We start from the raw sequence: 21,120 nt of genomic DNA, 5'->3' as shown, positions 1-21,120 counted from the left end.
CCTTTCTAGTGTAGTTTGAGTCGCGGCTGCATGGCACGGCTGATTTTATCCATCAGCCAGATAATACCGGTGCGGAAGAAACCGTGTAGCGCGACCTGATGCATGCGATAAAGGGAAACGTAGAACAGCCTGGCGACTTTCCCTTCAATGAACATACTCCGCCCCGACAGATTCCCCATGAGATTGCCCACGGTTGTGTAGCGACTGAAATTGATCAGCGAGCCATGATCATTATAAAGGAATGGTACGGCTTCCCGGCCCTCCAGACGATTGCAAAGGGTCTTGAACAGAGCATCGGCCTGCTGATGGGCAGCTTGCGCCCGGGGCGGAACCGGCCGGTCGGAATCCGGTTGTGGACAAGCCGCACAGTCGCCAAAAGCATAGATGTCTGCATCCTGGGTGGTTTGCAGGGTTTGCTCTACGGCCAGTTGATTGCCTTTGTTGACTTCCAGTCCATCCAGCTCTGCCAGGAAGGCGGGCGCCTTGATGCCTGCAGCCCATATGGTCATGTCTGAGGCGAGTTTTGTGCCATCCTGCATAACCACACTGTCTGCGTGGACCTCACTGACAGGTTGACCAGTCAGAACCTTGATCCGTTGATGTTCCAGTTCCCGGGTAGCTGCTGATGAGAGCCGCCCGGGAAGAGCGGGCAGAATACGGTTTGCGGCCTCGATCACACTGATGGAAACATCGGAAGGCTGAAGATGGTTCATACCATAGACAGGTAGTTCCCGGGACGCCAACCTTAGCTCGGCGGCCAATTCCACGCCGGTTGCACCGGCGCCGATGATGCTAATGTTCAGCGTATGCTTTTCATCCTGCAGTGCTTCGTGGTTTTTCCGAAGGAAAGCGTTAAGCATAAGATTGTGGAAGCGCCGCGCCTGCTCGAGGCTATCCAGGAACAGGCAGTTGTCCTGGGCGCCGGGGGTGCCGAAATCGTTGGCGGTGCTGCCCACGGCAATCACCAGGGTGTCGTACTGGATGTGGCGCTCGGGAACCACTTCTGTGCCATCGATATCGTGAAACGGCGCTATGACCACTTGTTTGTTCTGGCGGTCCAGACCGCTCATGCGGCCCAGCTGGAATTCGTAATGGTGCTTGCGGGCATGGGCGCGGTAGTTAATCTCGTTCGCGCTCGCATCCAGGGAACCGGAAGCAACTTCGTGCAGCAGTGGTTTCCAGACGTGGGTCAGGCCGGAATCCACCAGTGTGATTCTGGCTTTTCGTTTTTTACCCAGTTTGTTGCCCAGGCTGGTAACCAGTTCCAGACCGCCGGCGCCACCGCCGACCACAACGATGTGATGAAGGTTTTCCATACCAATCAGACCTGTAAGTGAAGAGAGCCAAGCACTCTCCGGGCAAGAATGCTTGGCTGTCCTCACTGGGAACCAGACGTGCAGCCGGGGTTAGACAAGGAAACAGGGCAGGGCCTGAACCGGGCGTTAATGTTAACGCGGCCCGGGCCGTGGGTACAATTCTACGGAAGTGCTGGTACCTTCAACCCCGGCGGGAACTCTCTCACCGGGGCTCTGGAAGGGGCAGGTTCAGTGCTGAGTGCGGTAGCCGTCCAGAATAGCGGCCATGTCATCACCCAGGTCGCACATGATTTGCGGGTCGAGATTGCGTTCACCCATGGATCTCAGACCCATGATCTGCGCCTGGAGAAGCCGGGCCAGTCGCCGGCTGTCTACCGACTGAACCAACTCACCTTTCACCTTTGCCTGTTCCAGTAATTCTGCGATGGATTGTTCGATGGCGGCAAGAATGCTGTTGGCCTGATCAGCCAGGGCCGGGTGGGTATTGCTGGATTCCAGCAGGGTTTTCACAATCATACAGGCCCGGGACGGCGCTGCGTCTTCGTCCCCGCAACTGCAGGCAATGCGGCGTAGATAATCCTGCAGACCTTCAACGACCGAATCAAATCCCTTGAGGTGTACGGCCAACTCTCTGCCGCCCTGTTCCGCATAGGCGGCCAGTGCTTCTGAAAACAGACCGTCCTTGCTGCCAAACGTGGCGTAGATGCTGCCCGGCCGCATATCGAGGGCCTGCTCAATCTGTTTCATTGAGCTGCCGTGATAACCCTTCTCCCAGAACAGACCTACGGCTTTTTCCAGGGCGGTTTTTCGGTCATAGCGTGCGTGTCTGGCCATAACAACGATTCACCATTGTCGTGATTTGAGTGACCGTTCAATTATAGCTAGAATGAATGCTCAATAATAGTTAGCCTGAAGTTGTAATCGATCAAACGCCAGAAAGAAAAATGAGTGATGCTCAAATGCCAACCAGGTTGATTGGCTTAAGGGGCCAGTCATTCGGGTCGTTCTGGGCAACGGGTGCGGCTCAGCCCGCATCCGTTGCCAGTATGTTTGCCTGCCTTGAACGTTTTTTGGTCTCGAGCCGTTTGTCGACGCACCGGGTGTCATCTTCGAGGATAACGACGCATTCCAGGCATTGGATGCATTCGTCGTAATCGATCCGGCCATCCTTGCGGATAGCATTGATGCCACACTCGTTTTTACAGTGCTGGCAGGGATTGCCGCAGAGCTCGACCCGGTCCAGCCAGCTGAACAGTCTGAACCGGCCAAGCACTGCAAGGCCGGCGCCCAACGGGCACAGGTAGCGGCAATAGAACTTGTGAATGAACATGCCGAGCACCAGCAGGCCAACGGCATAAAGTACGAAGGGCCAGTGGCGAACAAAGAACAGGGTAATACTGGTTTTGAAAGGCTCCACTTCCGCCAGTTTCTCAGCAATGGTCAGGGAGTAGAAGGCGGTGCCTACCAGACCCAGCAGAATCGGGTATTTGAGCAGAATCAGGCGCCGGTGCCATTGTTCTGGCACTTTGATCTGGCGGAACTTCAGTTTTTCGCCAAGCCAGGCGGCCATTTCCTGCAGGGCGCCAAACGGGCAGAGCCAGCCACAGAACAGGCCCCGGCCCCAGATAAACAGGGTGACGAAGGTGTAGACCCAGAGAATGAAGATGATCGGGTCCAGCAGGAAGACATTGAGAGAGAAACCGTCCCAGATCGCCAGGAACAGGGTGTAGATGTTAAACACCGAAAGCTGGCCCTGGGCGTAGAAGCCAATGAAAAACAGGGTGAAAAACAGGAATCCCCAGCGGAACCGGTGCACCAGCTTCGGGTTGCGGCTCAGGGTTTTCTGCCGGGCGAAGAATACGGTCAGCACGGTCAGGCCGAGAACCAGCAGGGAAATCTGCCACCAGCGTTCTTTCCAGAGCCCGATCCAGACCGGTTGACGGGTGTCCTCAGGGTTGGGAGCAACCTCCACGGTTTCAAACAGCTCTTCGCTGAATTGAACCGGGATATCCAGGGATGTGCGGTCCACCATCAGGTGGTTACGGGCCAGCTCGACGTTGAGCTTCAGGTTGGCCTTTGCCCCCGGGTTAAAGCCGGCGTTGCCGCCCACCCGAAACAGGTTGCCGGCCTCGAACGACGGCATGCCGGCGGCGCGGAACTCGAGATTTTGGTCGAGCAGGTTGAGATCGCGCATTTCCACGGCCAGGTTGTTCTGGGTAAGGCCGACACGGTCGGGGGAACTGCCAGGCACGAACTCGCGGGAAACATGGGGAAAGGCGCCCCGGGACATGACAGCCAGAACCTGCGCACCATCGTCGAGTCGTTCCATTAGGCGGCGGTAGCCGTCGTCGCCGAGCACGTTGCGGCCCACCATGGGCGAATTGATGTAGGCGAAGAACAGTTCGGCAAAGGGCTCGCCGTCCGCCGGCTCGATGTCCATGGGGTAATCCGAAAGAGGCCGGCCCAGTTCAGCCTCGATGGACTCACTGCCAATTTGCCAGTGTCCAATGTAACCGCGCTCGACCAGCTGCTGCCAGGGCAGCGGCTGGTAGAAATCCGGCTTCGCCCGTGTGGGCGCGCTCTGGGCGAAGCCTTCGAGTTTCTTGCGGGCCACCTTGAGGGCTGACGAGAGCACGGTATCGTTGATGATCAGGACCGAGACCGTAGCCTTGCTGACTCCGTCAAAGTGCACCACGTTGCCATCACTGGTTCGTCCGGAACGGCTGGAGTTGGAGGTGCTGACAATAATCTGCTCCTGAAGCGAGTGCCCTTCGTATTGATCTACGAATTCGAGCAGGGGCTCTTCGCCGAGGCCATGCAGAAAGACCGGCTCGTGGTGATTCAGCACCTTGATACCGGTGAAACGCCCTTTGGCGTCCAGACCGATCAACATACTGATCGGTTTGCCGGCAAAGCCCTGCAGGCGGCTGTGGTCTATGGTTTCGTAGGCATAGCCGAGCAGCTCCTGGAGTTGATACACCGGATACACCGGGAAGTCCGGCAGCTTGTCTTCAATGACCGTTGCTGAGGGAAACAGCTCCTGGATCAGCGCTCGCTTGCTGTCTGACAGCTCGGCCTGAACCTGGGGCATTACAAACAGACAGGCAAGAAGGAGCACAATGCGCCCTGCCATGGGGTACTCCTGTGGTTCTTTTTGTTTGATCTTCCATGCTAGAGTTTTCGGCCCCGGGCTCAATGCGACCTCGGAGCCAGCTGAATGCTACTTTGTGAGGAGAAATGCCATGACCGACGCTACCTACACGCCACCCAAAGTCTGGAAATGGGACTCCGAGAGCGGAGGTCGGTTTGCCAGTATCAATCGCCCGATCGCCGGTCCGACCCATGACAAGGAGCTGCCGGTTGGCGAGCATCCGTTGCAGCTTTATTCGCTGGCGACGCCAAACGGCGTCAAGGTAACGGTGATGCTGGAGGAGCTGCTGGAACTGGGTATTAAAGAAGCCGAGTACGACGCCTGGCTGGTCAAGATTACCGAGGGCGACCAGTTTGGCAGCGGTTTTGTGGAGGTGAACCCGAATTCCAAGATTCCCGCCATGATGGACCACAGTGTCAGCCCCTCCATCCGCCTGTTTGAATCCGGATCCATCCTGCTCTACCTGGCGGAAAAATTTGGCGCTTTCCTGCCCAAGGACACCGCAGGGCGTGCCGAAACTATGAACTGGTTGTTCTGGCAGATGGGCAGCGCACCTATGCTCGGTGGCGGCTTTGGCCATTTCTACGCCTACGCGCCGGAATACTACGAGTACCCGATTAACCGCTACACCATGGAAGTCAAACGTCAGCTGGATGTACTCGATCGGCAGTTGGCCAATAACCGCTACATCGCGGGTGACGAATACACCATTGCCGATATGGCCATCTGGCCCTGGTACGGCGCCCTGGTAAAAAACAAGGTGTACGATGCGGCCGAGTTCCTGGAAGCCCACACCTACACCAACGTCATTCGCTGGGCCGATGAGGTCGCTCAGCGCCCGGCGGTCAGGCGTGGCCGGATGGTCAACCGGGCCTGGGGTGAGCCCAGCAGCCAGCTGCACGAGCGCCACGATGCCAGCGATTTCGACACCCGGACCCAGGACAAGATCGGGGACGGTGAATGAAAGTTGCGGTCTATTGCGGCTCCCGGTCAGGCAACGATCCGCTCTACGCGGACAAGGCCCGGGAGCTGGGTGACTACTTCGGTCGCAATGACATCGAGCTGGTGTTTGGCGGTGGCCATGTCGGCCTGATGGGTATAGTCGCCGATGCTGTATTGGCCGCAGGCGGCCGGGTTCACGGGGTGATTCCCGAGCATCTGCGGGACCGTGAGCTGGCCCATTCCGGCCTTACCGAGCTGCACGTGGTAAAAAACATGCACGAGCGCAAGGCCCTGATGGCGGATCTGGCCGATGGTTTCGTTGCGCTGCCAGGCGGGATCGGCACCCTGGAAGAGCTGTTTGAGGCCTGGACCTGGGGCCAGTTAGGGTTGCACCAGAAGCCCTGTGCCATCTACAACGTCAACGGATTTTTCGATCCGTTGCTGGCGATGGCGCAAACCATGGAGCGGGCCGGGTTTCTCAAGCAGCAATACATCGACATGCTGATTCAGACCGACCAGCCAGAGACGCTGCACCGGGCCGTCCTGGACTATCAGAGCCCCGGAGAAAAATGGACCTGATCAGACTTCGGCCCGGCGCAGTCGGGCCTTATTCTTTCTCTTCCTTGGCTTTCTGAATCGCTTCCAGTTTCTCGTGCAGCAGGGCTTCAAGCTTGATCAGCTTCTCCCGGTTTTTTTCGTTGGGCCGGTTGGTGTATAGATCGACGTAGGTCTTGGTGACCTCGCTCAGTACCGGATGCAGTTTTTTATAGTCTTCCTCACTCATGATCAGCACTCCTCTCGCACTCAGTGGATTCCATACCAGTAACTATGGATGATCCCCGGCAATCATCAAGGACCCAGATCAACTCCGAGACCGTTTTCCGCCTCACTCCATCCGGCTGACTTTAGCCATCAATCGACGCCAGTCTATTGGCAGCCGGTTCTCCAGTTCTGCTAACACAGGGTCTTTGGGATGGACCGACTGAAAGTGCTGTTTGCTGGCATAAACCACGGTGTTGTTGCTTTTGCTACGGAAGCCCAGAAGCACCGCAAAGTGCCTCTTGAGCCTACGGAAGTAGGCGCCTTCGACATCCGGGGTGCGATGGTAGTTCAGCACCAGCCAGCCGTCATCCGTGAGCACCCGGGCGCATTCATCCACGAACTGCTTCTGGGCCTGGGCTGGGCTCATCCGGTCTGCGTTATACAGATCAGCCAGAATCATATCCGTACTCGCCGCCGGGAGCTTTTCCAGGGCATCCCGGGCATCGGCAATAGTCACCTCAAGGCGCTTACTGTCTGGCAGATCGAAGAACTCCCTGGCGGTGTCCAGTACCGCCTGGCGAAGTTCGACGGCGTGTATCCGGCATTCAGGATAGAGATGGTGAAATGCGCCGGCCATCACGCCGCCGCCCAGGCCCAGAATGGTGACGTGGCGGGGGGTGGCAAATACCGCCGGCAGCATCATGGCCCGGTTGTACTCGTGCACTGGCAGATAAGGGTATCGACGATCGATCTTGCTCTGCTCGAACACCGAGTTGAACGTCAGCACCCGGTGTTTGCGGTAATCCACCACCAGGATACTGCCCAGGGCATCCCTGGTGTGGTGAATAATTTCGCCCTTGTTGAACATGCCGGCTTACCGGCTTTGCTCTTCGAACAGGCGCCTTACGCTGTCGGTTTTTGCCAGAGCCAGTGCGGTGTTGCCGTTGCTGTCTTTCGCGTCGCGATCGGCGCCTTTTTCCAGCAGTAGACGCACCGTTTCCGCGTGGCCGTGTTTGCTGGCCAGGATCAAGAGGGTCTCGCCCTCGCTGGTGCGCATGTTCACCGGGACGCCGGCATCCAGCATCACGCTGAGAGGCCCTGCACCGCCGTTGCGTGCCAGTTCGAAAATGCCCTGGGCGAAGGCAACCGCATCCTCGTCTTTCTGGTTTGCGGGCTGTTGCGGCTTGCCGGGCTTCTGTTGGCTCATCGGGGCTCCGTGGTCAGTTGAATCGATTTTGTGTTAAAACCGTATTATCACAGAATGAGACTGTCCCAGACACAGTCCAATGAGCCCAAGGCCAAAAACCACAGGAGGCAACGCCGTGAAACTACAGGTTCAAGGCATAGACGAAGGCCAGCCAATTCCCGAGAAATTCGCATTCGGGGTTTACAGCGAAGAGGACCACATGAGCTTCGGTCCCAACCGGAACCCCGAAATTGTCTGGGACGATGCACCCGAGGGCACCAAGAGCTTCGTGGTGATGATGTTCGATCCGGATGTGCCCAGCGTTGCAGACGACGTGAACCAGGAAGGCAAGACCGTCTCGAAGGACATCCCGCGGGTCGATTTTTTCCACTGGCTGCTGGTTGATGTGCCGGCCGGCACCACCCGGATTCCGGAAGGCGAAGACAGTGATGGCGTGATTCCCAAGGGCAAGGAGCCGGGTCCCGGCCCTATCGGTATCCGCGGCGTGAACAACTACACCCAGTTTCTGGCGGGCAATCCCGACATGAACGGCACCTACGCCGGGTACGATGGTCCCTGTCCGCCCTGGAACGATGAGATCATCCATCACTACCACTTCGAAGTGCACGCACTGGACGTGGATACGCTCGCCCTCGATGGCGGGTTTGACGGCAACGACGTGCGCGAAGCCATGGCGGGGCATGTGTTGGCCAGCGCCCGTGTAACGGGCACCTATACCCTGAATCCGGACCTGCGCTAACCGTTACCAAACGCCGGGCAATGGTATTCCGGTAACCCCCCCCCCGGGTTACCGGATCGTTGTTGCATTCTCTCCCGTGACTCTTTTCTGAACGTCACAGAAGTGTCTCCCCGTTGTCATTTCCCCGTCACCCGAACTTGCCAAAGTGGCACCATCCGGACTGGTTGAAAGACGGGAGACAAGATGCGGAGCTACCGGAGCGTTTTCATTTCCGACGTACACCTGGGCACGGCGGACTGCCAGGCGGAGTACCTGCTGGATTTCCTGAACCAGGTCCGCTGCGAAACCCTCTACCTGGTGGGCGATATCATCGACCTGATCGCGATGCAGCGACGGGTGCACTTCCCCGATTCCCATCAGGCCGTCATTCATAAGCTTATCGAGCTGGCGGCCAGCGGAACCCGGGTGGTCTACGTGCCCGGTAACCACGACGATTTCCTGCGCCGGTTCTGCGGCCAGACCATTGCCGGCATTGAGCTTCGATACAAAGCCGTGCATACCACGGCTGACGGCCGCCGGTTCATGGTCTGCCACGGTGACCAGTTTGACCAGGTGGTGCGTTGCAGCCCGCTGATGCTTCTGGTCGGTGACCGTGCCCACGGCATCCTGCTGCGCCTGAACCGCTGGTTCAATGCCTGGCGCCGGCTCAAGGGCAAGCCCTACTGGTCGCTGGCGGCCTGGGTGAAAAGCCGCATCGGCAAGGCCCGCACCTTCATCCGCCGGTTTGAACTGGCAGCCCTGACGGTAGCGGAAAAGGGCAACTACGACGGTTTTATCTGCGGCCACATCCACTCCGCGGGCTTCCTGCGCAGCGAAGAAGGACTTTACTGCAACGACGGTGACTGGGTGGAGCACTGCACGGCCCTTGTGGAGCAGGAGAACGGCAAACTGGAGCTGCTGCACTGGTCGGAATCGCCAGTAGTGTTGGCAAAAGAGCCAGATGCTCCGAACCCGGATGTCTGCGGCGATGCCCGGCCGGTGATCGACACTCTGCCAACGGCGTTTGTGGAGCAGGTCAACCGACTGGCCAGCTGAGCCTTCCGGACCCTCAGGCTGATTGCGGACAACGGCTATCGCTTCCCGTTTCCGGGATAGCGGGTAGAATGGCCATATGACCCGTTCGCAGTTGGTTTTCCGTCTCTCCTTTCTGGCTATTGTCGCGCTGCTGATGGCGGCAATCTGGCTGCTGCTGCGGCAACTGGGCATGCCTGCCAGCTTTGCACCTTCGGTGCTGTCCGACTGGCTTGCCAGCCAGGGTGCACTTGGGCCGGTATTACTGATGCTCCTGATGATTCTGGCCGTCGTGGTCGGGCCCATACCCACTCTGCCGATCAGTGCAGCCTCCGGCCTGGTTTACGGCATGTTTAACGGAACTGTGATAGCAGTAATGGGCGCCCTGGCCGGTTCGCTGATTGCGTTCTACCTGGCGCGGGTGCTCGGGCGTGAAGCTGTTCAGCAGAAGCTTGAAAATAACCCGGTATTCTCGGCCCGGGGTTCGCAGCGGTTCCTGTTTATCGCAGTATTCCTGACCCGGCTCATTCCCCTGTTCTCCTTTGCCCTGATCAGTTATGCCGCCGGTGTGACGGCCATACACCTGTGGCGTTACGCCCTCGCCACTGCCCTTGGCATGCTGCCCATGACCTTTGTGTTTGCTGGCCTGGGCCATACCTTCGAGCTCAATCCTGCCCTGACCGTTGTGGCGGCCGCCACGGTATTGTTGGTGATGAGTACTTTGCCCCTGTACCTGAGGCGGCGCCCGCACTCACGGCTCTCCCGCTGGCTGCAGCTGGATGGCAGGGTTTGATACCCGGTACGAATGCTCAGATGCTCAACAGGGATTCAATGTCCCGATAGACAGTTGCGGCATCGGTTACCCGTGCCAGCCAGCTCAGGGGAATACCGTTCTCACCGCCAACACCGTGAATGGCCGCCATGGCGGGTCCAATGAGCCACGCTCGACCGCAAGAGTCACCGCCACAATGAATGTTGGCGCGAATGGCTTCAGTGTAGCTCCGGGCGGTGTTCAGAATGTGAAAGCTGACCGGCATGGCCTCATGCAGGTAGCAGGTGCGGCCAAAGGCGTCGCCGGCAGCAACGCCGTTCAGCTCTGAGGCTTCCAGGGCGCGCTGGAGGCACGCCTGATCCGGTGCTTCGGTGATCGCCGCATTCATTGCGCTAGCAAGACTCTCGCCCCTGAACAGCCTGTCCAGCAGTACCGCTGCGCACTTTGCCCAGGCAACCGCATCGTCGTTGTGATTGGTTACCCGCACGGCTGCTTCCACAACGTCCATAAGATCGCTGTTTCCGCAATGGGCGGCAACCAGTGGCGGCAGTTTGGACACCGCAGGTAGCTGCATGTCGTCGGCGCCGCTTTCCCGCGCCATATTGCGGTCGATGGTTTCTGCCAGGTGGACGCCGGCATCCTGAATGTTCTTTTCCTTATAGGTCAGGCTGATCGCCTCACGCACCGGTTGTGCTAGCTCGCTGCCGCTCAAACGACGGGTGTAGGGCATTACCTTCTGCACCAGAATCCGCTTCTGTTTATCGGTAAGACCATCCGGCATGCCGGACTGCGCCTCTTCGACTGCCCTGCGTTCTATGGCATTGAAATTCTCCAGCGTGATCCGCGTGGGATTATCAATGAATCCCTGCCACTGGCCGCCGGGGCCAAAGAATGAACGAAACCGCCGCTGGTAATCGCGGATATCCAGAGTGCCGTTGTTGGCCAGTAGACTGTCGGTCAGAACGCCGGTGGCAGCGCCATAATGACTCACATCGCCAACAGCCTTGCCTTCATGGGCAAAGTAACCGAACCCCTTTGTGTAGTAGTCAGCCCGTGGGGGCAGGAATTCCGGCGCCTGGCCGCCAACCTCTGCGATGCGCTCGCTGTTGTAGAGCCAGTGCACACCCAGGCTAGCAGCGTCGGCGACCCAGCCACCGCAAAGGGCAGCGGCGATTGCAGCGTTTCTCTGGTGCGGCATTTCGAGGGCCATCGGAGATCCTCCAGGGTCGATTAATAAGTCCGATCAGGAGGTTATTTGATGACTTCGCTGATCTGGACGTTTTGTTAGCTTCGGTGTCCCCATCATACTGAGACAAGCCATTGTTCAGGAAGCGCCGTATGGTTTTGAAAGCCGCTGAACAGTTCCCCGGGCAAGATCCTGAGTGTGCGTGATCAAATTGTTAGATATTCATGAGCAATCGTTGACACAATGCGTTGCCCAACGACGTACAACAACGGTAAGCCGGTAACGAACACAGAGCCCAAGGTTTGATGTAACACTTTCGGGATTGGGTTGTCTCTTCGTTATCACGTTCAAGATAGAAAGGATTATTTCATGACACTCAAGAAATGGATTCTGGTCGCGTTGATAGCGGCGGTGGTTGTCGGGTTTATTGCCGGTGGCGGAAGCGAGCTTCTGACTCTCGAGAACCTGAAGGAAAACCAGCAGTCCCTCGGTAACTGGATCGATCAGAATCTGTTGGTTGCGGTGCTGGGTTTCGTCGCTGTTTACGTGGTGGTAACAGCACTTTCACTGCCAGGCGCTGCCATAATGACCCTGGCCGGTGGTGCCTTTTTCGGCAATCTTTACGGTCTGGCAGCCGTCTCCATTGCCTCAACCATCGGCGCATCCCTGGCATTCCTCGTGGCCCGGTTCCTGATGCGGGACACGCTTCGAAAACGGTATGGCGAAACCGTGGCGAAGATGGATCGCGGCATTGAAAAAGACGGTGCCTTCTACTTGGCAACCCTGCGCCTGGTACCGGTGTTCCCCTTCTTCCTGATCAACCTGGCCATGGGCCTTACGGCCATGAAGCTGCGTACCTACGCTCTGGTGAGCTGGATTGCCATGCTGCCCGGCACCTTTGTTTATGTGAACGCTGGCACCCAGTTGGGCCAGATCCAGTCCACCGGCGACATCGTCTCCGCCGATCTGTTGCTGTCCTTTGCCCTGTTGGGTTTGTTCCCGCTGATCGCCAAGTTTGTGGTGGGCTTCATTCGCCGCCGCAAGGTGTATGCCGGCTGGCAGAAGCCCGAGCATTTTGACTACAACCTGCTGGTCATCGGCGGTGGCTCTGCCGGTCTGGTCTCCGCCTACATTGCGGCGGCAGTGAAAGCCAAGGTGGCGCTGATTGAAAAGCACAAGATGGGTGGCGACTGCCTGAATACCGGCTGTGTGCCCTCCAAGGCCCTGATCCGCAGTGCCAAAGCGGCGGATACCCTGCGTCATGCCAACCGTTACGGCCTGGAATCGGTGCCCGTCAAAGGCTCGTTCAAAAACATCATGAACCGGGTCAAAGATGTTGTCGCGAAAGTGGAGCCCCACGACTCCCCGGAGCGTTACCGCAAGCTGGGTGTCGACTGCATTGCCGGCGAAGCCAGCTTCGTGTCGCCCTGGGAGCTTGAGGTCCGGCACAATGATGGCCGCACCGAACGCCTGACTGCCCGCAGCATCGTCGTAGCCACCGGTGGCAAGCCGGCGGTACCCCCGATTCCCGGCCTGAAAGAGATGCAACCGCTGACTTCCGATAATCTCTGGGATCTGCAGGAGCAGCCGGAACGTCTGCTGGTGCTGGGCGGTGGTCCGATTGGCTCCGAGTTGGCCCACGCATTTGCTCGGCTGGGTAGCAAGGTGACCCAGGTTGAAATGGGCGAGCGTTTGCTGGCCAAGGAAGATGTGGATGTCTCCGAACTGATTGTGAAACAGTTCCAGGCAGACGGTGTGGATGTCCGGCTGAAACATTCTGCGGTGGAGTTCCGTATAGAAGAGGGAGAGAAGGTTGCCTACTGCGAGCACGAGGGTGAGCGGGTGCGCATTCCTTTTGACCAGGTACTCGTCGCTGTTGGTCGCGCCGCCAACACCACTGGCCTGAATCTGGAGCGGATTGGCGTGGATACCCTGCCGAACGGAACCGTTCCGGTGGAAGAGGATATGAGCCTGCGGTACCCGAACGTCTTTGCCTGCGGTGATGTGGCTGGCCCCTACCAGTTCACCCACGCGGCGGCGCACCAGGCCTGGTACGCGGCGGTGAACGGTCTGTTCGGGCAGTTCAAGCGATTCAAGGTGGACTACCGGGTGATGCCCTGGGTGACCTTTACCTCGCCGGAAGTGGCGCGGGTGGGGCTCAGTGAAGCCGAAGCCAAGGCCCAGGGTGTGGCCTATGAGGTCACCCGCTATGGTCTGGATGATCTGGACCGGGCCATTGCCGAGAGCGAGGACCATGGCTTTATCAAGGTGCTGACCCCGCCGGGTAAGGACAAGATTCTGGGCGCCGTTGTGGTGGGCAGCCACGCCGGGGAAATCCTGGCCGAGTTCACCCTGGCCATGAAGCATGGCCTTGGCCTGAACAAGATCCTGGGCACCATTCACCCGTACCCGACCTGGAACGAGTCAGCCAAGTATGCCGCCGGTGAATGGAAACGGGCCCATGCGCCCGAAGGTATCCTGAAGCTGCTGGAGAAGCTCCATGGCTGGCGCCGTGGGAAAAACACGAATACACCGAGGAGCATCTATGCCCCTGACTGAAACCAGACCGGCCCGCAGTGCACGTATTCCGGCCGTGGAAGTCCTGGAACCCCGGGCCCGCGATAGCTGGACCCATACCCGCAACGGTGCCCCCCGGGGTTACATTGATGCGGACAAGTTGAAAGAACTGTGGATCCACACCGGCACCGCCTGCAATCTGGCCTGCCCCTTCTGCCTGGAAGGCTCGCACCCCGGCGACGGCCGCATTCCGGGCATGAAACTCAGCGACGTGAAGCCGTTTATCCACGAAGCCATCGACATGGGTGTGGAGCAGTTTTCCTTCACCGGCGGTGAGCCCTTCGTGATCCGCGATTTCGTCAATATCCTGGATTACGCCAGCCAGCACCGGCCCTGTTTCGTGCTCACCAACGCCACCGAGCCGCTGCTGAAACGCCGGCATCAGGTGCTGCCATTGCTGGATAACCCCTACCCGATCCACTTCCGGGTCAGCCTGGATTTCCCCGACCGCGCCCGGCACGACAAGGATCGCGGTGACGGCAGCTTCGACCAGGCACTGGAGGGCATCCACTGGCTGATCGAACAGGGTTTCAAGGTGTCCATTGCTCGCCAGACGGATCCGGAGGAGATTCCGGCGGATGTCGAGGCGGCCTTCCGTGAGATCTTCCGGGAATGGAAGATTCCGGAGAACCTGGCGTTTACCGCGTTTCCGGATCTGGGTACCCCCGGGTCGGAAGACGGCAGCCCGGAGATTACCGAGACCTGCATGGAGAAGTATCCAACGAAGGAAGCGCGTTCGCACTTTATGTGCACGTATACGCGGATGTTGGTGAAGAAGGGCGATCAGGTTCGGGTGTATGCCTGCACGCTGGTGGATGATGATCCGCAGTATGACCTCGGCGGTACGCTGGCCGAGAGTATGGATGAGCGCATTATGTTGCGGCATCACCGGTGTTTTTCCTGTTACCGCTTTGGGGCTAGTTGTTCGGCGCCGGCTTGATTCTGGTGTGGGACTTCTCAGGACTGATTGCTGGTCATTGGCGGCCTGGGAGGTGAGGTTATTTTCCCTTGGGAAAAACAACTCGCTTCGCTCAGACATCTTTTTCCTGGCGGGAAAATAACCTCACCACCCAGACCGCGGGTACGGCTGTGCTATTCGGTTGCTGAGTGGGAAGGAAATACAAGAAAGGAAAAGAGATTAAACCACCCGCCCGAATGGTTTGACGGCCAAGTCCGTTGTCGGGGATACCAGAACTGAGGTTGAACAAGGGGCAGGCCGGTAGGGGGTTCAAAAAATGTGGAGCGCCAGGGACGGCGCGACCAAGCCCCCCATGGACGGGTTCACGGGCGTTTTTTTGAACCCCCTACCGGCCTGCCCCGAAAAGCACCGAAACCAGAAACCCCGGGATAAGCCCCGGAACCAAAGAACAAAGGAACGAGAACATGAACTTCACAGAGGCCTCCCTGTTCTGGGGATTTCTGCTGGTGTACGGCGTTGTGATGTACTGGCTGTCGCCCAAGAGCAAGAACGCGAATTCGTTCTATAAAGGCGCGGATGACCAGGGCAACCCGGTTGGGCAGTGGTCGCTGACGGCGAGCATTTTTATCAGCTGGATCTTTGCCAAGTCGGTGACCAATGCGGCGAACCTGGGTGCGGCTTATGGTGTGGTAGGTGGTCTGGCTTATGCGAGTTACTGGCTGTCGATTCCGGTGGCGGGGTATGTGATTTACCTGATCCGGACTCAGACCGGGGCGCGGAGTTTGCAGGATTTTCTGACTTCCCGGTTTGGTCGGTTGGCGAGTCTGGCATTTGCGGCGGCGATTCTGATCCGGCTTTATAACGAGGTCTGGAGTAACACTGCGGTAGTTGGCGGTTATTTCGGGCTGCCCGGTGAGTGGGAGTATTACGCGGCGGCGATGCTGTTTACGGTGTTTACCCTGGCCTACAGCCTGAAGGGTGGGCTGCGGTCGTCGATTTTCACCGATGTGATTCAGGCCTTTGTGTTTGTGTTCTTTGTGGGTGCCGTGCTGTTCCTGATTATTCCGGCCAACGACACCAGCGCCCTGTTGACCAATGGCGAGTTCCGGCTCAATGCCGGCTTCGACCTCTTGCTGGTGGCCCTGCTGCAGCTGTTCAGCTATCCGTTCCACGATCCGGTGTTGACCGACCGGGGCTTTGTGAACAGGGAAAAGACCATGCTCAAGAGCTTTGTGATCGCCGGGCTGCTGGGGTTTGTCGCGGTGTTTATCTTCAGTCTGGTGGGTGTCCACGCCCGGCTTAACGGCATTGAGGCCATGGGCAATGCGCCGGCGGCGGTGGGGCAGTCCCTGGGGCTGGCGGCGTTGTTCTTCATGAGTGTGGTGATGATGACATCGGCCGGTTCCACCCTGGATTCCACCTTTACTTCCCTGGCCAAATCTCTGGCGGTGGATCTGCCCCGGCTCGCAAAGCGCGCGTCTGACAAACTGCCGAGCATGCGGGTGGGTGCGGTTGTGATGGTGATCTTTGCATTTCTGGGCAACCTGCCGATGTTTGCCGGTACCGATATCCTCAAGGCCACTACCATTTCCGGCACCATGGTGATGGGGCTGGCACCGGTGTTCCTGTTCTACGGTTTCACCAAGTGGTCGCCCTGGAGTTTCCATCTGAGCTTCTGGACTGGTCTGGGGCTCGGGGTCTTGCTTGCGGTTGGGCTGATTCCAGCGAGCTGGGCGATTGGCGATGGCCAATACGCCATGTTGCTGGGCGTGAACGCCTACGGCTTCCTGATCTGTACCGCCGGTTTCTTTGCGCCTTTGCTGCTACGGCGTCTTGCCGGGCGGTCATTGGCGGCGGGGGAGGCCTGAAACCATGAGCGAGGGCCGTAGCTGTCCGCTGGCGTATCGGTACTCTGCCGAGTCCCTGTGCCAGGACGCCCGTCCGGTCTCCGAGGATGTGCTGTATATCGTCGGCGGGTTGTATGGCAATCCGTGGGCGCTGGATGAAATCGAGCAGATGGCGCTGGCGGAAGAGTGGCAGGGGCATCGGGTGAAGCTGGTGTTCAATGGCGACTTCAACTGGTTTAACGCCAGCGACAGCCTGTTCCGGACCATTAATAACCGGGTTCTGGATCACACGGTCAGTCTGGGCAATGTGGACTACGAGCTGGCGAATCCCAGTGCCGGCGCTGGCTGCGGTTGCGCCTATCCGGATTTTGTTGATCAGGGCGTGGTGGAGCGGTCGAACCGGATCATGGAACGGCTTCAGAGCATTGCCGGGGAACATCCGGATATCCAGCGGCGGTTGTCTTTGCTGCCAAGGTATCGATGCCTGATCTTTGGAGGCCTAAAGGTTTTGGTGGTGCATGGTGATCCAGAGTCCCTGGCCGGATGGGGGTTGGCTTACGAAGCCTTTGGCGAGGGTAACGATGGCAAGCTCTCAGAATGGTTCCTGGCCTCGGGGGCCGATGTGATTGCCTCTACCCATACCTGTCTGCCGGTACTCTGGTCGGGTCTGGTGGGTGAGCAGAGTCGGGTAGTTGTGAACAATGGGTCTGCGGGTATGGGCAATCTGCAATCGGACCCGCGCGGGCTGATCACCCGAATCGGTCTCTCCAGCCCTGCCATTGAGCCTGTTGCCGGAATTGAGCGCCAGGGCCTGCATGTCTCTCTGCTGCCGGTATCCTTCCCCCTTGAGGCCTGGCTGCCGGAGTTTGACCGGTTATGGCCGGCGGGCTCGCCCGCCGCCGTGTCCTATCGGAACCGGATTCTGACTGGCACCTCACTGAGTGCCGACGATGTGATTTTCCCTTCACTAATTTAACCATTTTGTCACTGGCGAATGCTTCAATCCGGTCTATTCTGAGAGAGTGAGTTGGGGCCTTGCCGCAGGCGGGTTTTGAGCTGTACTTGAAATATATTTTGTGGTCTATATAATTCAACACTAACTTTTTGCCACGAACTGATCACGCTATGACATCAGAAGGATCGAATACCACCGCCATCACGCTTCGCACACCCGTGAAGGATGATGGCTTCAGGCTCCACCAGTTGGTGGCAGAGTGCCCGCCGCTGGACCCCAACTCGATTTACTGCAACCTGTTGCAGTGCAGCCACTTTGCCGAAACCGGCGTGGCCGCGGAGAAGGAAGGCGATCTGGTCGGCTTTATCTCCGGATACATCCCTCCCCAACAGCCCGATACCGTTTTTGTCTGGCAGGTGGCAGTTCACGAAAAAGGTCGTGGACAAGGCCTCGCCAAACGGATGCTGAAAGAAATCGTTGGCCGTGATGCATGCAAGAACGTCACCCACATGGAGACGACCATCACCGAAGACAACGAGGCCTCATGGGCGCTGTTCCGTTCATTTGCCCGTGATATGGGAGCTGAGCTCACCTACCACGAGCATTTCGAGAAAGAGACCCATTTCGGCGGGCAGCATGATTCCGAATTTCTGCTGCGCATCGGGCCTTTCACGAAGCCAGCCTGAGAGCCGCGGTCCAGGATCGGCCCCGTGATGTAATTGCGGGGCTGTGAACGACTGTAAAGCTGTGATTTGAATTAGCCGGCGGACCACTGAGGTAGGTCTGTCACAAGGCTTTAATCAACGCACGGTAGGCCTATCGCGACCGCATCCGCATATTTTGATAAGCCACCGCGCATCTACCTCGAACCTGACATGCTAAGAGGCAAGACGATGGAAATTTTCAAGTCGACTGAATCCGAAGTACGTGTATACAGCCGTGCGTTTCCGGTTATCTTCAACCGCGCCAAGAACGCGCACCTTTACACCGAAGATGGCAAGGAATACCTGGATTTTCTCGCCGGCGCCGGGTCTCTGAACTACGGCCACAACAACGACATTCTGAAGAAGGCACTGCTTGAGTACATCGAGGCAGACGGCGTGAGCCAGGGCCTGGACATGTTTACCACGGCCAAACACGACTTCATGGAATCCTACAAGAAGCACATTCTGGATCCCCGTGGCCTGGACTATAAAATGCAGTTTACTGGCCCCACCGGCACCAACTGTGTGGAAGCGGCCCTGAAGCTGGCCCGCAAGGTCAAAGGCCGCAGTGGCATTATCTCGTTCACCAATGGTTTCCACGGCGTCACCATGGGTGCCGTTGCCACCACCGGTAACAAGCACCACCGGGGCGGCGTTGGCACGCCACTGGGTAATGTCGATTTCATGTTTTACGACGGCTACCTGGGCGACGATGTTGATACCCTGGCGATTATGGACAAACTGCTGAGCGACGGCTCCTCCGGTTTTGAACTGCCGGCGGCGGTGATCGTCGAAGCGGTTCAGGGCGAAGGTGGTCTGAACGCCTGTCGCGCGGAATGGCTGAAGGGGCTGTCCGAACTGTGCAAGAAGCACGATATTCTGCTGATTCTGGATGATATCCAGGCGGGCAATGGCCGCACCGGTGAGTTCTTCAGCTTTGAATTTGCCGGTATCAAGCCGGACATCGTAACCGTTTCCAAGTCCCTCAGTGGCTACGGTCTGCCGATGGCGCTGGTGTTGTTCAAGCCGGAACTGGATGTTTGGGATCCGGGCGAGCACAACGGTACCTTCCGTGGTAACAACATGGCGTTCATTACCGCACGGACCGCTGTTGAGACCTACTGGAAAGACGACGCCTTTGCCAACGAGGTAAAGGCCAAGACCAAGGTTCTGGGCGATGCGCTGCAGGCGATTTGCGACAAGTACCCCGGTCAGTTCAAAATGAAGGGGCGCGGTTTGATGCGTGGCATTGAAGCAACCCACGCGGATATCACAGGCCCGATTACCAAACGTGCCTTCGAGCACGGCCTGATCATCGAGACCAGTGGTCCGAACGATGAAGTCATCAAGTGCCTGATGCCGCTGACGACCAGTGAGGAAGACCTGAAGAAAGGGGCAGCCCTGCTGGCGAAAAGTGTGGACGAAATCATGCAGGAAGGGCTTAGCGAGGCGTCTTAAGACGCCCGCACCTCCGGACATTCATGCTGCAGGATAGCAAAGGCAAAACTATGACCAGCCAACAACATACCGTTGAAAAGATCGGCGGTACGTCGATGAGTAACTACGAGGCCGTCCGAGATAACATCATCATCGGTAATCGAAAGAAGGACGACCTGTATCAGCGAATTTTCGTGGTCTCTGCCTACGGTGGTGTGACCAACGAGCTGCTTGAACACAAGAAGACCGGTGAGCCGGGCGTCTATGCCCTGTTTGCGGATGCCGAGTCAGACTGGGCCTGGGGTGACGACCTCACCAAACTGGTCAAGTTCCTGACCGATATCAACGGCGAACTGTTCGAGGATCCGATGCTCAAGCAGCAGGCGGACCAGTTCATTACCGACCGTATCGAGGGCGTTCGGGGCTGCCTGATCGACCTGCAGCGCCTGTGCTCCTACGGCCAGTTCCAGCTGGAAGAACACCTGCTGACAGTGCGCGAAATGCTGGCCGGTATCGGCGAGGCACACAGTGCCTTCAATACCGCTTTGAAACTTCAGCAGGAAGGCATCAATGCCCGCTTTGTGGACCTGACCGGCTGGCGCGATAACGAACTGCTGCCGCTGGACGAAAAGCTCAAGCAGGCTTTCGACGCCGTGGATCTCACCCGTGAGCTGCCCATCGTGACCGGTTACGCCCAGTGCAAGGAAGGTCTGATGCGCACCTTCGACCGCGGTTACAGCGAGATGACCTTCAGCCGGGTGGCCGTGATCACCGAGGCCCGTGAGGCGATTATCCACAAGGAATACCACCTGAGTTCCGCCGATCCCAACATCGTGGGCGCAGACAAGGTGGTTCCCCTGGGGCGTACCAATTACGACGTGGCGGACCAACTGGCCAATCTGGGTATGGAGGCAATTCATCCCCGTGCCGGTAAGGGCATGCGCCAGAACGAAATTCCGCTGCGGGTAATGAATACCTTCGAGCCGGAACACACGGGTACCCTGATCACCGGCGATTACGTCAGTGAGAAGCCCCAGGTGGAAATCATTGCTGGTGCCAAGGGCGTCTTCGCCGTGGAAGTGTTCGATCAGGACATGCAGGGCGAGCCGGGTTCCGACCGTCGTATTCTGGACGTGCTGAGCCGCTTCAAGGTTCGGTTCATGTCCAAGGACACCAACGCCAACACCATTACCCATTACGTGGGCAGCACCCTGAAACACGTCAAGCGGGTGGTCAAGGCGCTGAAGGAAGAGTTTCCCAACGCGGAAATCAATACCCGCAAGGTGGCTGTGGTCTCCGCCATCGGCAGCGATATGAAGGTGCCGGGCATTTTGGCCCGCTCCGTAAAATCGTTGGCGGATGAGGAAATCAGCATTCTGGCCCTGCACCAGTGCATGCGTCAGGTGGATATCCAGTTTGTGGTGGATGAGGATGACTACGAGAAGGCCATCGTCGCCTTGCACGGCGTTCTGATCGAGCCACACAACCACGAGTACGCCATTGTCGCAGCCTGAGTCGCTGCAGCCTCGCAAGTAATGCCCACAGGCCGACCGTTCGTGTCGCCTGTGGGTTTTTACTGACCCTCCCCCGGTAAA

General features: G+C 58.1%; 19 protein-coding genes. 12 read left to right on the top strand and 7 right to left on the bottom strand.

What is annotated here, in order from left to right:
• Positions 1 to 5 precede the first annotated feature (5 nt).
• The 3 genes from KEHDKFFH_RS05255 to KEHDKFFH_RS05245 all read right to left on the bottom strand — a co-directional run bounded on the left by KEHDKFFH_RS05255 (position 6) and on the right by KEHDKFFH_RS05245 (position 4,449).
• On the bottom strand, positions 6 to 1,316 hold the full coding sequence (locus KEHDKFFH_RS05255; protein WP_104320940.1) for an NAD(P)/FAD-dependent oxidoreductase: 1,311 nt from the start codon (positions 1,314 to 1,316) through the stop codon (positions 6 to 8).
• A 228-nt stretch (positions 1,317 to 1,544) separates the two neighbouring features.
• Positions 1,545 to 2,150 (bottom strand): TetR/AcrR family transcriptional regulator, encoded by a 606-nt coding sequence (locus KEHDKFFH_RS05250; protein WP_104320939.1) that lies wholly within the window; start codon positions 2,148 to 2,150, stop codon positions 1,545 to 1,547.
• Between the two features lie 190 nt (positions 2,151 to 2,340).
• Entirely contained in the window at positions 2,341 to 4,449 is a 2,109-nt protein-coding gene (locus tag KEHDKFFH_RS05245; RefSeq protein ID WP_104320938.1) for a NosR/NirI family protein, read from the bottom strand.
• A gap of 109 nt (positions 4,450 to 4,558) precedes the next feature.
• Here KEHDKFFH_RS05245 and yghU point away from each other — a divergent pair, with 109 nt between their 5' ends.
• A complete protein-coding gene (gene yghU / locus KEHDKFFH_RS05240) occupies positions 4,559 to 5,431 on the top strand; it encodes a glutathione-dependent disulfide-bond oxidoreductase (RefSeq protein WP_104320937.1) in 873 nt (290 codons plus the stop codon).
• Positions 5,428 to 5,988, top strand: coding sequence for an LOG family protein (locus KEHDKFFH_RS05235; RefSeq protein ID WP_104320936.1), 561 nt, complete (start codon positions 5,428 to 5,430; stop codon positions 5,986 to 5,988). The genes yghU and KEHDKFFH_RS05235 overlap by 4 nt, the downstream gene beginning before the upstream one ends.
• A 28-nt stretch (positions 5,989 to 6,016) precedes the next feature.
• On the opposite strand, the gene KEHDKFFH_RS05230 is transcribed toward KEHDKFFH_RS05235, so the two are convergent.
• The 3 genes from KEHDKFFH_RS05230 to KEHDKFFH_RS05220 all read right to left on the bottom strand — a co-directional run bounded on the left by KEHDKFFH_RS05230 (position 6,017) and on the right by KEHDKFFH_RS05220 (position 7,378).
• Entirely contained in the window at positions 6,017 to 6,193 is a 177-nt protein-coding gene (locus KEHDKFFH_RS05230; protein ID WP_162841252.1) for a hypothetical protein, read from the bottom strand.
• A 102-nt stretch (positions 6,194 to 6,295) separates the two neighbouring features.
• The gene (locus KEHDKFFH_RS05225) at positions 6,296 to 7,039 is read right to left on the bottom strand and encodes a spermidine synthase (RefSeq protein ID WP_104320934.1); all 744 of its coding nucleotides are present in this window, start codon (positions 7,037 to 7,039) and stop codon (positions 6,296 to 6,298) included.
• Positions 7,040 to 7,045: 6 nt separating this feature from the next.
• Entirely contained in the window at positions 7,046 to 7,378 is a 333-nt protein-coding gene (locus KEHDKFFH_RS05220; RefSeq protein ID WP_104320933.1) for an ankyrin repeat domain-containing protein, read from the bottom strand.
• Between the two features lie 115 nt (positions 7,379 to 7,493).
• Here KEHDKFFH_RS05220 and KEHDKFFH_RS05215 point away from each other — a divergent pair, with 115 nt between their 5' ends.
• The 3 genes from KEHDKFFH_RS05215 (at position 7,494) to KEHDKFFH_RS05205 (ending at position 9,921) form a co-directional block, all read left to right on the top strand.
• On the top strand, positions 7,494 to 8,117 hold the full coding sequence (locus tag KEHDKFFH_RS05215; RefSeq protein ID WP_104320932.1) for a YbhB/YbcL family Raf kinase inhibitor-like protein: 624 nt from the start codon (positions 7,494 to 7,496) through the stop codon (positions 8,115 to 8,117).
• A gap of 183 nt (positions 8,118 to 8,300) precedes the next feature.
• A complete protein-coding gene (locus KEHDKFFH_RS05210) occupies positions 8,301 to 9,152 on the top strand; it encodes a UDP-2,3-diacylglucosamine diphosphatase (RefSeq protein ID WP_104320931.1) in 852 nt (283 codons plus the stop codon).
• A gap of 76 nt (positions 9,153 to 9,228) precedes the next feature.
• Complete coding sequence (locus tag KEHDKFFH_RS05205; RefSeq protein WP_104320930.1) at positions 9,229 to 9,921, top strand: TVP38/TMEM64 family protein; 693 nt, start codon at positions 9,229 to 9,231, stop codon at positions 9,919 to 9,921.
• Between the two features lie 16 nt (positions 9,922 to 9,937).
• Here KEHDKFFH_RS05205 and KEHDKFFH_RS05200 read toward each other — a convergent pair whose 3' ends face one another.
• A complete protein-coding gene (locus KEHDKFFH_RS05200; RefSeq protein ID WP_104320929.1) occupies positions 9,938 to 11,110 on the bottom strand; it encodes an ADP-ribosylglycohydrolase family protein in 1,173 nt (390 codons plus the stop codon).
• Between the two features lie 345 nt (positions 11,111 to 11,455).
• Here KEHDKFFH_RS05200 and KEHDKFFH_RS05195 point away from each other — a divergent pair, with 345 nt between their 5' ends.
• The 7 genes from KEHDKFFH_RS05195 (at position 11,456) to KEHDKFFH_RS05165 (ending at position 21,039) form a co-directional block, all read left to right on the top strand.
• Complete coding sequence (locus KEHDKFFH_RS05195; RefSeq protein ID WP_104320928.1) at positions 11,456 to 13,645, top strand: FAD-dependent oxidoreductase; 2,190 nt, start codon at positions 11,456 to 11,458, stop codon at positions 13,643 to 13,645.
• On the top strand, positions 13,632 to 14,603 hold the full coding sequence (locus KEHDKFFH_RS05190; protein WP_104320927.1) for a radical SAM protein: 972 nt from the start codon (positions 13,632 to 13,634) through the stop codon (positions 14,601 to 14,603). Before KEHDKFFH_RS05195 ends, KEHDKFFH_RS05190 begins: the two co-directional genes overlap by 14 nt.
• A gap of 443 nt (positions 14,604 to 15,046) precedes the next feature.
• Complete coding sequence (locus KEHDKFFH_RS05185) at positions 15,047 to 16,450, top strand: sodium:solute symporter family transporter (RefSeq protein ID WP_104320926.1); 1,404 nt, start codon at positions 15,047 to 15,049, stop codon at positions 16,448 to 16,450.
• Positions 16,451 to 16,454: 4 nt separating this feature from the next.
• Positions 16,455 to 17,405, top strand: coding sequence for a metallophosphoesterase family protein (locus tag KEHDKFFH_RS05180; RefSeq protein WP_104320925.1), 951 nt, complete (start codon positions 16,455 to 16,457; stop codon positions 17,403 to 17,405).
• Between the two features lie 149 nt (positions 17,406 to 17,554).
• Entirely contained in the window at positions 17,555 to 18,070 is a 516-nt protein-coding gene (gene ectA / locus KEHDKFFH_RS05175) for a diaminobutyrate acetyltransferase (RefSeq protein ID WP_104320924.1), read from the top strand.
• A 207-nt stretch (positions 18,071 to 18,277) separates the two neighbouring features.
• Positions 18,278 to 19,546, top strand: coding sequence for a diaminobutyrate--2-oxoglutarate transaminase (ectB, locus tag KEHDKFFH_RS05170; RefSeq protein WP_104320923.1), 1,269 nt, complete (start codon positions 18,278 to 18,280; stop codon positions 19,544 to 19,546).
• Between the two features lie 50 nt (positions 19,547 to 19,596).
• Entirely contained in the window at positions 19,597 to 21,039 is a 1,443-nt protein-coding gene (locus tag KEHDKFFH_RS05165; protein WP_104321097.1) for an aspartate kinase, read from the top strand.
• Positions 21,040 to 21,120 lie beyond the last annotated feature (81 nt).

The organism is Marinobacter maroccanus, assembly GCF_002933275.1.
Taxonomy (GTDB): Bacteria; Pseudomonadota; Gammaproteobacteria; order Pseudomonadales; family Oleiphilaceae; genus Marinobacter; species Marinobacter maroccanus.
The sequence above is the reverse complement of the archived record's forward strand: the minus strand, read 5'-3'. Positions and strand labels throughout refer to the sequence as shown.

Coding starts and splice junctions, on each gene's coding strand:
- KEHDKFFH_RS05205 (WP_104320930.1), top strand. CDS start 9,229: ATGACCCGTTCGCAGTTGGTTTTCCGTCTCTCCTTTCTGGCTATTGTC.
- KEHDKFFH_RS05220 (WP_104320933.1), bottom strand. CDS start 7,378: ATGAGCCAACAGAAGCCCGGCAAGCCGCAACAGCCCGCAAACCAGAAA.
- yghU (WP_104320937.1), top strand. CDS start 4,559: ATGACCGACGCTACCTACACGCCACCCAAAGTCTGGAAATGGGACTCC.
- KEHDKFFH_RS05245 (WP_104320938.1), bottom strand. CDS start 4,449: ATGGCAGGGCGCATTGTGCTCCTTCTTGCCTGTCTGTTTGTAATGCCC.
- KEHDKFFH_RS05190 (WP_104320927.1), top strand. CDS start 13,632: ATGCCCCTGACTGAAACCAGACCGGCCCGCAGTGCACGTATTCCGGCC.
- KEHDKFFH_RS05165 (WP_104321097.1), top strand. CDS start 19,597: ATGACCAGCCAACAACATACCGTTGAAAAGATCGGCGGTACGTCGATG.
- KEHDKFFH_RS05225 (WP_104320934.1), bottom strand. CDS start 7,039: ATGTTCAACAAGGGCGAAATTATTCACCACACCAGGGATGCCCTGGGC.
- ectB (WP_104320923.1), top strand. CDS start 18,278: ATGGAAATTTTCAAGTCGACTGAATCCGAAGTACGTGTATACAGCCGT.
- KEHDKFFH_RS05180 (WP_104320925.1), top strand. CDS start 16,455: ATGAGCGAGGGCCGTAGCTGTCCGCTGGCGTATCGGTACTCTGCCGAG.
- KEHDKFFH_RS05250 (WP_104320939.1), bottom strand. CDS start 2,150: ATGGCCAGACACGCACGCTATGACCGAAAAACCGCCCTGGAAAAAGCC.
- KEHDKFFH_RS05255 (WP_104320940.1), bottom strand. CDS start 1,316: ATGGAAAACCTTCATCACATCGTTGTGGTCGGCGGTGGCGCCGGCGGT.
- KEHDKFFH_RS05200 (WP_104320929.1), bottom strand. CDS start 11,110: ATGGCCCTCGAAATGCCGCACCAGAGAAACGCTGCAATCGCCGCTGCC.
- KEHDKFFH_RS05230 (WP_162841252.1), bottom strand. CDS start 6,193: ATGAGTGAGGAAGACTATAAAAAACTGCATCCGGTACTGAGCGAGGTC.
- KEHDKFFH_RS05185 (WP_104320926.1), top strand. CDS start 15,047: ATGAACTTCACAGAGGCCTCCCTGTTCTGGGGATTTCTGCTGGTGTAC.
- ectA (WP_104320924.1), top strand. CDS start 17,555: ATGACATCAGAAGGATCGAATACCACCGCCATCACGCTTCGCACACCC.
- KEHDKFFH_RS05235 (WP_104320936.1), top strand. CDS start 5,428: ATGAAAGTTGCGGTCTATTGCGGCTCCCGGTCAGGCAACGATCCGCTC.
- KEHDKFFH_RS05210 (WP_104320931.1), top strand. CDS start 8,301: ATGCGGAGCTACCGGAGCGTTTTCATTTCCGACGTACACCTGGGCACG.
- KEHDKFFH_RS05195 (WP_104320928.1), top strand. CDS start 11,456: ATGACACTCAAGAAATGGATTCTGGTCGCGTTGATAGCGGCGGTGGTT.